Genomic DNA, 14,518 nt, shown 5'->3' on the forward strand with positions numbered 1-14,518 from the left:
AGGTCAAGGAGATTGACGAGTGATTCAGCAGGAATCTCGCCTGCGGGTCGCCGACAACACCGGTGCGAAGGAAATCCTTTGTATCCGCGTGCTGGGCGGTTCCTCGCGGCGCTACGCCGGCATTGGTGATGTGATCGTCGCCACTGTCAAAGACGCCATCCCGGGCGGCAACGTCAAGAAGGGTGAGGTCGTCAAGGCGGTCATCGTGCGCACCTCCAAGGAGCGCCGTCGTGCGGACGGAAGCTACATCCGTTTCGACGAGAACGCCGCCGTCATCCTCAAGGGTGAGAGCGACCCCCGCGGTACCCGCATCTTCGGCCCGGTCGGCCGCGAGCTGCGTGAGAAGAAGTTCATGAAGATCGTGTCGCTGGCACCGGAGGTGATCTGACATGAAGGTGCACAAGGGTGACACCGTGATCGTCATCTCGGGCAAGGACAAGGGCGCCAAGGGCAAGGTCATCCAGGCCTACCCGAAGACGCAGCGTGTCCTGGTCGAGGGCGTGAACCGAATCAAGAAGCACACCGCTGCCTCGGCCAACGAGCGTGGCGCAGCCTCCGGCGGCATCGTGACCCAGGAGGCCTCGATCCACGTCTCGAACGTGATGGTCGTCGACTCCGACGGAACTCCGACCCGCGTGGGCTACCGCGAGGACGCGGAGACCGGCAAGAAGGTCCGGATTTCCCGCAAGAACGGGAAGGACATCTGACATGACCACTACTGAAAATGTCCAGCCTCGGCTGAAGACGCGCTACCGTGACGAGATCAAGGACGCGCTCAACAAGGAATTCGACTACGACAACGTCATGCAGATCCCCGGCGTGGTCAAGGTCGTGGTGAACATGGGTGTGGGCGACGCAGCCCGCGACGCCAAGCTGATCAACGGTGCGGTCGAGGACCTGGCCCTGATCACCGGTCAGCGTCCGGAGATCCGTCGCGCCCGCAAGTCCATCGCGCAGTTCAAGCTGCGTGAGGGAATGCCGATCGGTGCTCGCGCCACGTTGCGCGGCGACCGGATGTGGGAGTTCCTGGACCGTCTCGTGTCCATCGCCCTCCCGCGTATCCGCGACTTCCGCGGATTGTCGGATCGTCAGTTCGACGGCAACGGCAACTACACGTTCGGCCTGAACGAGCAGTCGATGTTCCACGAGATCAACATCGACAAGATCGATCGGCCGCGGGGTATGGACATCACCGTCGTCACCTCGGCCACCACCGACGACGAAGGCCGCGCACTGCTTCGCGCGCTGGGCTTCCCGTTCAAAGACAACTCCGTGAAGGACAACTGACATGGCAAAGAAGGCTCTGGTCAACAAGGCCAACAAAAAGCCCAAGTTCGCCGTGCGGGGCTACACCCGGTGCAACCGTTGCGGCCGTCCGCATTCGGTGTTCCGCAAGTTCGGCCTCTGCCGTGTGTGCCTGCGCGAGATGGCACACGCCGGTGAGCTCCCGGGCGTGCAGAAGTCCAGCTGGTGACTTCTCCCGCGATTTCGTAGCAACAATCCGCGCTCAGCGCGGATCAGTGCTACGGATTCAACAGGTTTGACGATCGGCCCCACCTCTCGAGCGAGAGGTGGGGCCGATTGCGCTCTCAGCGCCGTCGTCGCTCGGTCCCGCGACTGATGATGCGTTGGGGGCGCACCCGCTCGGCACCCGTCCCGACGACGCCCGCGAGCTTCTGATCGAGTTCGGCTCGCGCGTAGCCCTCGTCCCACGGAAACCTCCCGAAGTCATCGGCCCACACCGCCTGCAGGGCAGGTGCATCCGGGAACAACTCGTTGGTCACGATCAGATCGTCCTTGTCGATCATCTCGACGACGCGGATCGGCACCTCGAGCGAACTCACGGTGATCTCCACCCCACGATCGACCGCGTCGCGCCAGTCGTAGGTGTGGAAGATGTCGCCGAGTTCGTTCAGGAGTTCTCGGCTCGTCCACGCGTCGAGGCCGTAGACAGCGAGTTCGGGGATGCTGTGCAGCCCCATCCCCGATGTGTACGCGAACGAGCAGTCCGGTGGATGGCATTCGTCGGACCGGCATGAGCACTGTTCGCTGATCGCGGTCACCGCCCATCCGTGAACCCGGATGCGGTTGATCGTGTCCTGGACCAACGGGTTCGGGTGCCAGCGTCGCAGTCCCCGGATGGCGGCGGCATGGTCGGACATGATTCGCTCCTTTGTTCGAAGGTGTCCCCGAGTAGAGCAAAAGGGTCCGACAGAACCGAGAACGGCAGGTCAGCGGTCTCCGCGGGCGATTGCGGCGACCTCGTCCTCGGTCGGCGGGCTCGCGGGATGGTAGGAGAGACACAGGGGCGTCTGCGTTTTCGTGAACACCCCGCCGTCGAGAGCCGTGTAGAAGACCCCGGTCGCCAGCCGCCCGACGTCGGGGATGGCGCTGCCCTTGGTCTTGGCGATCTGCTGGGCCGCCGCGATCTGGGCGGGGCTGTTGAGGAGGCCGAAGAACTGGGTCGCGGAGTTGCCGGGGATCTTGTTGTCGAGGCCCTTCGGTGCCTGGGTCGCGAAGACCAGGCCGAGTCCGTACTTGCGGGCCTGCGACACCAGCGCGAGGGTGCTCTGGGTGCACGGTGTGGTCCGGTCCGACGGCGCATAGTTCTGCGCCTCGTCCATCACGAGCAGCCCGCCGAGCGGTCGCCCGCCGGCCGGGTTCTTCTTGATCCAGGCGAAGAGGGCCATCTGCAGCTCGTTGACGAAGTTGTTTCGCTTGTCGTCAGTTGTCAGCGCCGCGAGATTGATCACCGACACCCGAGCCCGGAACCCGGGCGACGGGGTGAGGAGCATGCCGGGATCCGCCGGGGAACCGTCGCCGCCGAACAGGGGATCGTTCGCGCGCGCCGCCTTGAGGTTCTCGGCGATCTCGCCGGCGAACTTGTGCGCGTTCATCAGCCCGCTCACCTCGTCGGGCAGATCTGCGAGCACGTCGATGAAGTCGGCGATGGTGCCGCCGCCGCGTCTGCCGAAGTACCGGAGAGCGTCGTGGAGGACCGCGCGCGACTGCACCGACTTCGCGGTCTTCCCGGACACCATGGCCCGCGGGATGAGCCCGGCCGCGGCCGATTCGACTGCGGCCGTGAACTCGTCCTGGTCGTCGAGGATCTCGGCGAAATCCGGCAGCGGCCGGAAGCTCAACGGTCTGCCGTTGGCGCGACCGGGGGTGAAGACGACGACCTCGGTGCCGGCGAGATAGTCGGCCGACCTGCGCTCGTCGTCCGTGCCGCCGCCCTCGGCGTGCCAGTCGCGGGTACCCGCCGGCCAGGACGTGCCCAATCGTGCGAGGTCGTTGTTGACGTCCAGAACGATCGAGGAGATGCCTGCCAAGGCGGCTTCTTCGACGATCCGCCGGATCAACACGGTCTTGCCCGAACCCGAACCGGCGAAGATCGCGGTGTGCTTGCGGAGGGCCTCGAGTCCGATGCTGACCGGACGTCGGTCGCCGGCAACGACTCCGAGCGGGATCGCCGCGGTGCCGTCCATGGGCGTCGCGCGATCGCGGTGCGGAGCCGGCGGAGGCGTCGCGGCCGGACCGTTCGTGCGCGAGAACGCCCCCAGGACCACATCCTGCGCGATCTGGCTGAGCGCCGGAACCGCATATCGGTCGACGGGGCGGGCCGGCTCCGGTGCGGTCCAGCCGCGCGGAGCGTCGGACCGCCTCGCGCTGGTCGGCGCAGGTGTCGATGCGATGACCGGCAGCGGTGCATCGACGGCGGGTTCGAGAATCTCCTTGATGAACCCGACCCTGGCCGCCGGGTTGCGCCGGACCATCCATTCGGTGAGGAATTCCGAACGCTCCGAACGCAATCGGGCCAGCGCCGACAACACCTGGATGTCCTCGTCGGACCATGCGATGACCCGGCCACCTCGTTGCTCGAAGTCGGCCACCAACTCCTGGGTCTTGGCGCCCGACGGCCACGGGCCGCGCCGGAGGATGATGAGGGCGCGGGCCGCGGTCCCGCGCGAGAGTCCGGCCGCGGTGGTCGCGTTCGCCAGGCGGGCCTGGACCGCGCGGTGGTGTGTGGCGGCGAGCCCACGGAACGCCCACGACTGCTCGGCGTCGGTCTCTGGGTCCAGGATGCGCCGGATACGTCCGTGGAGAACGGCTTTGGGGCTTGGCTTCGGGTCCTGTTTGAAGGCGGTGCCGGCGTCGCCGAGTGCCTCGATCCACGATGCCAGTCCGGCCTGGAGTATCGGCGGGATGACGCGATCCTCGGTCTCGGGGGCCGTGGCGGCTGCCGGGTCGATCACATCGAGCAGTTCGTCGAAACGCCGATCGAGCTGAGCCAGCGCAGGATTCTCGTCCGTGCGCGACGAGGTCTCGGGTTGGTGATCGGCCGTCAGCGACGTCATCTCCGCGAAGGTGTCGGCCCGCAGACACGCGCCGATGTGCCGGTCGGCGGTCCGCATCAGTTCGCGCGGGGTGAAGTCCACCGACCCGGCGAGCGCCCGGTCGGTCACCGGCCAGGTGGGATACGGCGGGTGGAACCCGACCTCGGCGAAACACGGCGCAAAACGCTTGGCGAGCAACGCCCGTCCGAAATCGGCGGATGATGGGCGTTGCAGATGGGGCGGTTGGCGAAAACGGTCGGTCGCCGACGCCGTGACCCGGTGCTCCAGGTAGTCCCAGGCCGCGGTGATGCACGAGACCACCGCGGCGGTGCGGCTCATCGTCTCGCGGATCGACATGAGCCCGTGCGCCACCTTCTCGACGGCGTTCTCGTCGTGGCGATTCTCCGATTTGGCGGCCTCGATCAGGGTGTCGATCTGGTCGATGGCGAGCACCGACGCATTGTCGAAGGCGATGATCCGGGAGATGTTCTCGACGATCTCGTGATAGCCGAGTCGAGCGTTGCGGATGCCCCAGACGGCCAACTCCTGACCGTCGTCGACGTCGAGGTGCAGAAAGGCCTCGCCGAGATCCTTGGTGGCGAAGTCGTCCGCCTCGGTCAGCACGAGTGCGCGCAGGATGTGCTGGGACCGCCGACGGTGTCGTGAGTGCTTTGTGTACACCGAGGCGATGAATCGGTCGAGGATCGGCGGGGTCACCTCGGCGATGCCCGTCACGGCCTCCAGATCGTCCGGTGCCACCCCGGTGTCGCGCCCGAGGCGGTCGAGCAGCTGGGCGAGTTGCGATCGGTGCGTCGGGGTCGGACGGCTCAGATCCTCGAGCATCGCGACCAGCACCGAACGCCAGAAGTCCTCGCCGTCCAGGAGTTTGACGAGAAAGAAGTATCCACCGGCCGCCTGCACGCGCTCGCGGACCTGACCCAGCAGATGGGTCTTTCCGGCGCCTGCCGGCCCGCGTACGGCCACGCCGAGAGGGCTCGCCGCGCTGCTGCGGCGCGCGTCGTCGAAGGCACGGAGGATCTCGTCGACGGTGGGCTCGTGCAGTCCCCGGACATGCAGCGGCGCCTGCGAACCCCAGACATCGTCGGGAGTCGCGGCCCAGTCGAGCCGGATCGACTCCAGCGCCTGCCGGGTCGGTTCGTCCATCAGATGTCCTCGATCGCGAAGAGATGGCACAGCTGGGAGCCGACCCGGACCGCGGCCGACCGGTCGGCGTCGGTCAACAGCAACTGGTCCTCCTGCGGGATGAGACTCACACCTGGTCGTCGCTGCAGGCGGACGAGCGCGTCGTCGAGCTCGGCGGTGGCGACGTCGGAAAGGCGCAGACGGAGCGCGGTCAACGGGACCCAGGCGCCCGGACCGCCTGCGGTGTGCGTGTAGACGTCGCGGATCCGACCTTCGATGTCGTCGCCGGCCGCGACGGGCGCCGTGTCCGCGGTTGCCGTCTCGGGGGCCGGATCAGCGGACGCCGGCCGGAACACCTCGTGCAGGCGCAGGTCGTCGGCAGCGAGGTGGCGTCCGATGCCCGCCATGACCGCGTAGAGAGCACGAATGGGCGGCTGCGCACCCTTCGGTGGCGGCTGGTCGAGTTCTCTTGCACACCAAGCCCACCCGCGATCGGTGAGGCTGTGTACGTAACTGTTGCGGGCGCCCTTCGCCGATTCGATGAGGCCGAGGTCATTGAGCTTCTGCCGGCTCTGCCGCGTGAGTTCGGGCGCCAGTGCTCGTAGCTCCGGATTGGGGACGTCCCGTGCCTGCGACATCAGCACGAACAACACGGCGCTCTGCGATGGCGTCAGCGGATGGTGTTCCAACGTCAGTGACTCCTCGAGGCGGCCGGCGGCATGGGTGCTGCGGTCATCGTTGAGGAATATATCGGTACGCGCCGACCGCGGCTCGGGTCGAGGGCCCCGCGATGGCTCCCGACCGCGCCCGCGACATCATTTCGTTCCCGCGACCTCGATCGATGGCGCAGAAACGAAATGATGTCGCGCGACGGGCCGCGTCAGCCGGTGGTCTCGGGGTCGGGCCGGCGCTTGATCCCGAAGATGGTGAAGACCAATGCGCATGCGGCGGTGATCACCAGCAGGACCAGCCCGACCGTGTAACTGTGTGCCTCCGCGTTGTACGTCGCGCCCATCACAAGGGGCGGGAAGAACCCGCCGAGGCCACCCGCTGCGCCGACGATGCCGGTCACCGAACCGACGCGGGCCGTGGGGGCGTCGCGCGCCACCCAGCTGAACACCGAACCGGAACCGAGCCCCATGCATACGGCCATCAGTACGAGGTCGAGACCGGCGGGGAACTCCAGCGGCGGCTGCGTGATCATCCACACCGCGAGCAGCGCGGCGCCCGCAGTGGATATCGCGGTGATGAGGCGCGGTCCGAACCGGTCCGACAGCATGCCGCCGACGGGCCGTGCGATGACCGCGGCCACCGCGAATCCGGCCGTGCGCGTACCGGCCGCCTGCAGGTCGAAATCGTAGATGTCCTTCAGGTATGTCGGCAGGTAGGTGGAGAAGGCGACGAAGCCGCCGAACGTCGCGGCGTAGAGGAAGCCCATCTGCCAGGTGATCGGCAGCTTGGCGGCCGCCACGAGTTTCGGCGCCACCGCATCGCGATTCGGTTTCCATTGCGGCGCGTCGTGCATGAACATCCAGACGATGACCGCGACGACGATCAAGGCCACCGCGATGATGACATGGGTCGCGACATATCCGAACCAACTCACGAACCGTGGCGTGAAGAACGCCGAGAGCGCGGTGCCGCCCATTCCCGCGCCGAAGATGCCGGTCGCGAAACCACGCTTGGACGGGTCATACCAGGCGTTCACAAAGGGGATGCCGACCGCGAACGTGGTGCCGGCGATGCCGAGGAAGAACCCGACGATGAGCAACATCGGGTACGAACCGATCTCGCCGGCCACGGCCACGAGGATGACGAACGGCGCGGTCACCACCAGCAGGACGGGGAACATCAGCCGCCCGCCGTATCGGTCGGTGAGCGCGCCGGTCAGAATTCGACCGACCGATCCGACGATGATGGGGATGGCGACGAGGACCGACTTCTGCGTCGACGACAGATCCAGGACGTCCGAATACCGCACGCCCAGTGGTGCGATCAGGTTCCACGCCCAGAAGCTGATGGTGAAGGCGAGCGTGGCGAGGAACAGATTCAGGCTCTGTCCGGCTCGCAACGCGGCGGGGGTGGGGGTCGCTGTGGTCATCGTTGCCGATCCTTGGTTCCGACGGGCGCCCAACCGGGCCGGGCGGTACGGCTACCGGGAGCCTGTGCGGCGTCTCGGCTCCGATAGACGATGTAGGGCCGGAACAGGTAGTGCACCGGCGCTGTGAATGCGTGGACGAGGCGCGTGAACGGCACCATCGCGAACACCAGCATCCCCACGAGGACATGGATGTGGAAGCGCAAGGGCGCCTCGCCCATCGCGTGCACGTCGGGCTGAAGGTAGAAGATCGAGCGGAACCAAGGTGAGACGGTCTCGCGGTAGTTCACGCCCTCGGCCCCCGGGACGGTGCCGATCAGCGTGATGTACACGCCGAGGATCAGCGCCGCGGTGAGCACCACGTACATGACCTTGTCGTTGGCGGTGGTTGCCATGAACACCGGACCGGAGCGACGTCGCCGATAGATCAGGATGGCGATGCCGCTGAGGGTGGCGACCCCCGCGATCAATCCGAAGACGGCAGCCGTCACGTGGTACATGTCCTCGGACACGCCGATGGCATCGGTCCACGATTCGGGAATCACCAAACCCATTGCGTGACCGATGATCACCACCAGGATCCCGAAGTGGAAGAGCGGGGACCCGATACGCAGCAGCCGGGACTCGTAGAGTTCCGAGGAGCGCGTCGTCCAGCCGAACTTGTCGTAGTGATACCGCCAGACGGTGCCGCCGATCAGCAGCACCAACGTCACATAGGGCAGGACTCCCCACAACACCACGTCCATGATCTACCCGACCTCGTCGAACACGCCCGCTCGCGGCGCCGTGGGGGAGATCGGAAGGAGCCTCGGGTCGTACGGTTCGAGACCCACTGATTCGACGGGTGGCGGCGCCCCCTGCATGGCCATCACGGCGCGACGATCCGCGGGCGATTCGCCGGGGAGGGTTGCGCATACGGCGGTGACGACATCGGCATAAGGGGTGCGCCGTTCGACGAGCGACAGGCGCAGGAGTTCGAGAGCCGGCCGATGCTCTTGCAGGAGGTGGGTGCCCGCATCCGAATCGACCCGTGCCGCGAACTCCAGCACGATCGGGAGATGGTCGGGCAGCTCACCACGCAGGTCGACCACGAAACCGCTGTCCCGATACTGCTTCTTGAACACACCGAGTTCCTCGCCGCGTCTGCGGGTGTCGCCTGCGGTCCAATACGACAGGTAGAGCGTGTGTTTGCGAGAGAGGTCGAAAAGATCGATGTAGTCCTGACGCAAGACCTTCGGATCGGAATCCCGCAGGTGTCCGACGAAGGTCCGGAGCCCGGCGATCGGCTCGTCCGCCGGCTGTTCGCAGAGTGCGGCATCGAGCAGCGGAGCCATGGCTAGGGTGTCGTCGTCGGGGTAGCCCAGACACACCGACGCCACCTGGCGGACCACCGCATGATCGGACGCACGGCGACGCGAGAATCTCATGGTCGCTCCGATCGGTGCGGGAACATGCCGTCGGGGACGCCGTTGCCGTCCCAGTTGAGCAGGTTGGTCCGACCCGACATGCTCTCCGAACCCGCTGCGGTGTCGCTGGTCTGGCGCTGTCGCAGGGCGTGGAAGGTCTCCACCGAGACCGGTGCCGGCCGTCCACTCGCCTCACCGAACGCGGACGATTCGAACATGCCAGGGCCCTCGTCGTAGTCCAGGGAGCAGCCGATCTCCTCGAGCTCGTGCGCCTGTTCGAGGTGGGCCGTCGGGATCACATAGCGCTCTTCGTACTTGGCGATCGCCATCAGCCGGTACATCTGGTAGATCTGCTCCTCGGTCATGCCGACCCGTGCGGGGATCGATGCGTCGAGTTCGCGACCGAGGGTGACGTCCCGCATGTATGCGCGCATCGCCGCGAGCTTGCGGAGCACGCCTTCGATCACGCTGCTGTCGCCCGCGGTGAAGAGTTCGGCCAGGTAGTCGACCGGAATGCGCAGGGAGTCGATGGCGCCGAACAGATTTCGGTGATCCTCCGCGTCGTGCCCCTGCTCGGACAACAGGTCGACGATGGGAGACAGCGGCGGGACGTACCAGACCATCGGCATCGTGCGGTATTCCGGATGCAGCGGCAACGCGACCCGGTATTTCTTGGCGAGGGCGTATACCGGCGAACGGCGGGCCGCGTCGAGCCAGTCGTCCGGGATGCCGCCGGCGCGTGCGGCCGCGATCACCTCGGGATCGTCCGGGTCCAGCATGAGATCAAGCTGTGCCTGATACAGGTCCTTCTCGTCCGGCACCGACGCCGCCGCCGCCACGGCGTCGGCGTCGTAGAGGAACAGTCCGAGATACCGCAGCCGCCCCACGCAGGTCTCGGAGCACACCGTGGGAAGTCCCACCTCGATGCGCGGATAGCAGAGCGTGCACTTCTCGGCCTTGCCGGATTTGTGGTTGAAATAGATCTTCTTGTAGGGACATCCGGTGATGCACTGACGCCAGCCCCGGCAGCGGTCCTGGTCGACCAGGACGATCCCGTCCTCGGACCGCTTGTAGATCGCGCCCGACGGGCACGAGGCCATACACGACGGGTTGAGGCAGTGCTCGCAGATCCGTGGCAGATAGAACATGAACGTCTGTTCGAAACTGAACTTGATCGCATCCTCGGACTCCCGCCGCAACTTCTCGACCACGGGATCGAGGCCGCCCATCTCGGGTGCCCCGCCCAGATTGTCGTCCCAGTTGGCCGACCACGAGACCTTGGTGTCCTCGCCGGTGATCAGTGACTTGGGTCTGGCGACCGGGAAGTCGTCTCCCAGCGGCGCGTCGACGAGTGTCTGGTAGTCGTAGGTCCAGGGTTCGTAATAGTCGTCGAGGGTCGGTTGCACCGGGCTGGCGAAGAGCGTCAGCAACTTCTGCAGCCGACCGCCGGTGCGGAGCCGGAGCCGGCCCTTCTTGTCCAGATGCCAGCCACCCCGCCACTGCTCCTGATCTTCGTAGCGGCGCGGATAGCCCTGGCCTGGGCGGGTTTCGACGTTGTTGAACCAGACATACTCGGTGCCTGCCCGGTTCGTCCACGCCTGCTTGCAGGTGACCGAACACGTATGACACCCGATGCACTTGTCGAGGTTCATCACCATGCCCATCTGGGCCATGACGCGCATCAGTACGTCACCTCCTGACTGCGTTTCCGGATGGTCGAGACGATGTCGCGCTGGTTGCCCGCGGGTCCGAGATAGTTGAAGGCATAGGACAGTTGGGCGTAGCCGCCGATCATGTGCGTCGGCTTGACGAGCAACCGTGTCACCGAGTTGTGGATGCCGCCCCGGCGGCCGGTCGCCTCGGACTTCGGCACATCGATGGTGCGTTCCTGGGCATGATGGACGTAGCAGACCCCGTTCGGCATGCGGTGACTCACGATCGCGCGACACACCACCACCCCGTTCGCGTTGACACATTCGATCCAGTCGTTGTCGCGCACATCGATCGATGCCGCGTCGTCGGGGCTCAGCCAGGCCGTGGGCCCGCCGCGGGAGAGCGAGAGCATGAAGAGGTTGTCCTGGTACTCCGAGTGGATCGACCACTTCGAGTGGGGCGTCAGGTATCGAACCGTGATCTGCCGGGCGCCGTCGGGACCGAGCTTCGGCTCGCCGAACAGGCGGTGCATGTCCAGAGGTGGCCGGTAGATCGGAAGTGACTCGCCGATGTCGATCATCCAGTCGTGATCGAGGTAGAAGTGCATACGGCCCGTGAGGGTGTGAAAGGGCTTGAGTCGCTCGATGTTCACCGTGAACGGTGCATAGCGTCGTCCGCCCGTCTCCGATCCCGACCATTCCGGCGAGGTGATCACCGGCACCGGTGCCTGCTGGGTGTCGGCGAACCGGATCCGCTTCTCCTCGGACCCGCGGGCCAGATCGTCGAGCTGGAACCCGACACGCTGCTGGAGGCTGCGGAAACCCTGTACGGCGAGTTCGCCGTTCGTGGTTCCCGAGAGGGTGAGGATGGCCTCGGCGAGTTTCGCGTCGGTGTCGATCGCCGGTCGTCCGTCGCCCGCACCACCGAGCATGACCCCGTTCGATTCGGCGAGCTTTCGGGTCTGTTCGGTCAACTCGTAGGTCACGTTCTTCACGGTGAAGCCCAGTGAATCGGCGAGGGGGCCGATGGTCCCGAGCTTGTCTGCGATGGCTGTGTAGTCGCGTTCGACCACACTGAACTTCGGCATGTTGCGACCCGGTCGTGCCGGCACGGCTCCGTCGGAACCCCACCAGTCGGCCACCCGACCGTGCGGTTGGGCGATCTCGCCCGGGGTGTCGTGCTGCAGTGGGACGCTCACCAGGTCCCGGCGCACCCCGAGATGAGTGCGTGCCATCGCCGACAGCTTTGCGGCGAGCAGGTGGAACATCTCGAAGTCGGTCTTGGCCTCCCACGGCGGATCGATCGCGGGCGAGAAGGCATGCACGAAGGGATGCATGTCCGTCGACGACAGGTCGTGCTTCTCGTACCAGGTCGCCGCCGGGAACACCACGTCGGAGAGCAGAGTGGTCGACGTCATGCGGAAGTCGGCCGACATCAGCAGGTCGAGCTTGCCTTCCGGTGCCTCGTCGCGCCACACGACGTCACGCGGACGCGGGGCGTCCGGATTCTCGGTGCCCAGCACATTGTGGTGGGTGCCGAGGAGGTGTCGCAGGAAGTACTCGTTGCCCTTCGCCGACGATCCCATCAGATTCGAGCGCCACAGCACCAGCGTGCGCGGCCAGTTCTCGGGTGCGTCGACGTCGGAGATCGCCGGGGTCAGATCGCCAGACGTGAGTCCCTGCGCGACATAGCTTCCGATGTCCTCGGCCTCGCCGCGGTCGACGGCGGCCTGCGCGGTCTCCGCGACGTCGAGCGGATTACTGGAGAACTGCGGATAGAACGGCATCCAGCCGAGGCGTGCGGATTGCGCGATCGCGTCGGCGGTGTGCGCGTGGTCGAGGACCCCGCGGGACAGGGGAGAGGTCAGGGAAGCCGCCGAATAGCCGTCGTTGCGCCACTGGTCGGTGTGCATGTACCAGTAGGACGTACCGGTCATCGTGCGTGGCGGTCGCGTCCAGTCCAACCCGTTGGCGAGGGAGATCCAGCCGGTGATGGGCCGGCACTTCTCCTGCCCGACGTAGTGCGCCCAGCCGCCGCCGTTGCGGCCCATGCAGCCGGTCAGGATCAGCAGCGACAAGATCGAGCGATAGGTGGCGTCGCCGTGGAACCACTGGCAGATCCCGGCACCCATGATGATCATCGAGCGGCCTTCGGATTCCTCGGCGTTCTCGGCGAATTCGCGCGCGATCCGGATCGCCGCTTCGGCGGGGACGCTGGTGATCTCGGCCTGCCACGCGGGTGTGTAGGGCGTGTCGACGTCGTCGTAGCCGCTGGGCCAGTCGCCGGGCAGATCGTCTCGGGCCACCCCGTACTGCGCGAGCATCAGGTCGAACACCGTGGTCACGAGGTGTCCGCCGACGCGACGGGCGGGAACGCCGCGACGCAGGACCGAACCGCTCCCGTCCGGCGCGTCGAAGGCAGGGAAGCACACCGGCACGGCTTTGGCGGACTCGCCGTACAGGGTGAGTGCCGGGACGACTCCGTCGAGGTCGAGATTCCATTGACCGACGCCCGAGTCGGCATAGCGGAATCCCATGGAACCGTTGGGCACCACCGGTTGTCCGGTCGCCTCGTCGAGGATCACCGTCTTCCAGACATCCTCCTCGGGAGCGACGCGTGCGTCGCCGAGCTCGTCGGCCGTCAGGAACTTGCCCGCCACGTAGTCCTGGTTCCCGTCGCCTTCGCGTTGCTCGAGGTGTATCAGGAACGGCAGGTCGGTGTAGGTGCGTACGTACTCGTCGAAAAACGACGTACGCCTGCGCACAAAGAACTCCGTCAGGATCACGTGGCCCATCGCCATGGCGAGTGCGGCATCGGTGCCGGCCTGCGCGGGTAGCCATTCGTCGGCGAACTTGGTGTTGTCGGCATAGTCGGGGCTGACCGTGACGATCTTGGTCCCCCGGTAGCGGACCTCGGCCATCCAGTGCGCGTCCGGCGTCCGGGTGACCGGCACGTTGGAGCCCCACATCATCAGATACGTAGCATCCCACCAGTCGCCCGATTCCGGAACGTCGGTCTGGTCGCCGAAGACCTGCGGGCTGGCGACCGGAAGGTCGGCGTACCAGTCGTAGAACGACGTCATCACCCCACCGATCAGCTGGATGAATCGTGTTCCGACACAATGGGACACCATCGACATCGCCGGGATCGGGGAGAAGCCCGCGCACCGGTCGGGTCCGTAGGTCTTGATGGTGTGCACGTGGGCGGCCGCCGCGATCTCGGTCGCCTCGTCCCACGAGACCCGGATCAGGCCGCCCTTGCCTCGTGCCTGCTGGTAGGACCGGCGACGCAACGGGTCTCCGACGACGTCGGCCCAGGCGAGGACCGGGTCACCGAGCCGCGCCCGCGCTTCCCGGTACATCTCCACCAGGACTCCGCGCGCGTACGGATGACGAACGCGGGTGGGGGAATAGGTGTACCAGGAGAACGCCGCGCCGCGCGGGCATCCGCGGGGCTCGTACTCGGGCCGGTCGGGTCCCACTGACGGGTAGTCGGTTTCCTGCGTCTCCCAGGTGATGATGCCGTCTTTGACGTACACCTTCCAGGAGCAGGATCCGGTGCAGTTCACCCCGTGGGTCGACCGCACGATCTTGTCGTGGCTCCAGCGGTCGCGGTAGAAGACGTCGCCCGCACGCCCGCCGCGACGGAACACCGCACGGCCGTCGTCGCTCTCATCCCACCGGGTGAAGAACCTGCCGATGCCCAGCAGTGCCTTCGCCGCCTCGCCGTCAACTCCCGTAGATCGGCTCACACTCGAAAACCATACGGTTCTTTGGTCTCCGAAAGGTGAAATGTCGGAAATCGGATGATGACCAACGGTCTTCCGCCACCTTTGACCGCCAACCGATGTTCACCCGGCGGTCGGCCGGAGGTGAAACTCG

Annotated in this window: 12 protein-coding genes; 4 read left to right on the plus strand and 8 right to left on the minus strand. The window is 66.3% G+C overall.

Annotation, left to right across the window (positions count from 1 at the left end; translation table 11 throughout):
• Positions 1-19: 19 nt before the first annotated feature.
• From rplN to GTV32_RS21810, 4 genes are read left to right on the plus strand one after another with little or no spacing between them, the layout of a single operon-like run.
• A complete protein-coding gene (gene rplN, locus GTV32_RS21795; RefSeq protein WP_161062089.1) occupies positions 20-388 on the plus strand; it encodes a 50S ribosomal protein L14 in 369 nt (122 codons plus the stop codon).
• A 1-nt stretch (position 389) separates the two neighbouring features.
• Positions 390-707, plus strand: a complete 318-nt coding sequence (gene rplX, locus GTV32_RS21800; protein WP_161062090.1) for a 50S ribosomal protein L24 — start codon at positions 390-392, stop codon at positions 705-707.
• A gap of 1 nt (position 708) precedes the next feature.
• Complete coding sequence (gene rplE, locus GTV32_RS21805) at positions 709-1,287, plus strand: 50S ribosomal protein L5 (protein WP_161062091.1); 579 nt, start codon at positions 709-711, stop codon at positions 1,285-1,287.
• Between the two features lies 1 nt (position 1,288).
• Positions 1,289-1,474, plus strand: a complete 186-nt coding sequence (locus tag GTV32_RS21810) for a type Z 30S ribosomal protein S14 (protein ID WP_161062092.1) — start codon at positions 1,289-1,291, stop codon at positions 1,472-1,474.
• Between the two features lie 115 nt (positions 1,475-1,589).
• On the opposite strand, the gene GTV32_RS21815 is transcribed toward GTV32_RS21810, so the two are convergent.
• From GTV32_RS21815 to GTV32_RS21850, 8 genes are all read right to left on the minus strand, one after another.
• The gene (locus GTV32_RS21815; RefSeq protein WP_161062093.1) at positions 1,590-2,162 is read right to left on the minus strand and encodes a DUF4262 domain-containing protein; all 573 of its coding nucleotides are present in this window, start codon (positions 2,160-2,162) and stop codon (positions 1,590-1,592) included.
• A 69-nt stretch (positions 2,163-2,231) separates the two neighbouring features.
• Positions 2,232-5,501, minus strand: coding sequence for a DUF87 domain-containing protein (locus GTV32_RS21820; protein ID WP_161062094.1), 3,270 nt, complete (start codon positions 5,499-5,501; stop codon positions 2,232-2,234).
• Positions 5,501-6,169 carry a MarR family transcriptional regulator gene (locus GTV32_RS21825; RefSeq protein ID WP_237421606.1) on the minus strand — a complete coding sequence of 223 codons (669 nt, stop codon included), beginning with the start codon at positions 6,167-6,169 and terminating at the stop codon, positions 5,501-5,503. Before GTV32_RS21825 ends, GTV32_RS21820 begins: the two co-directional genes overlap by 1 nt.
• 191 nt (positions 6,170-6,360) lie before the next feature.
• A complete protein-coding gene (locus tag GTV32_RS21830; protein ID WP_161062095.1) occupies positions 6,361-7,581 on the minus strand; it encodes an MFS transporter in 1,221 nt (406 codons plus the stop codon).
• A complete protein-coding gene (narI, locus tag GTV32_RS21835; protein WP_161062096.1) occupies positions 7,578-8,324 on the minus strand; it encodes a respiratory nitrate reductase subunit gamma in 747 nt (248 codons plus the stop codon). The genes GTV32_RS21830 and narI overlap by 4 nt, the downstream gene beginning before the upstream one ends.
• Before the next feature lie 3 nt (positions 8,325-8,327).
• A complete protein-coding gene (gene narJ / locus GTV32_RS21840; protein WP_161062097.1) occupies positions 8,328-9,005 on the minus strand; it encodes a nitrate reductase molybdenum cofactor assembly chaperone in 678 nt (225 codons plus the stop codon).
• Entirely contained in the window at positions 9,002-10,666 is a 1,665-nt protein-coding gene (gene narH / locus GTV32_RS21845; protein ID WP_161062098.1) for a nitrate reductase subunit beta, read from the minus strand. The genes narJ and narH overlap by 4 nt, the downstream gene beginning before the upstream one ends.
• Entirely contained in the window at positions 10,666-14,388 is a 3,723-nt protein-coding gene (locus tag GTV32_RS21850) for a nitrate reductase subunit alpha (RefSeq protein WP_161062099.1), read from the minus strand. Before GTV32_RS21850 ends, narH begins: the two co-directional genes overlap by 1 nt.
• Between the last annotated feature and the right edge of the window lie 130 nt (positions 14,389-14,518).

Origin of the sequence: Gordonia sp. SID5947 (genome assembly GCF_009862785.1) — a bacterium.
Taxonomy (GTDB): domain Bacteria; phylum Actinomycetota; class Actinomycetes; order Mycobacteriales; family Mycobacteriaceae; genus Gordonia.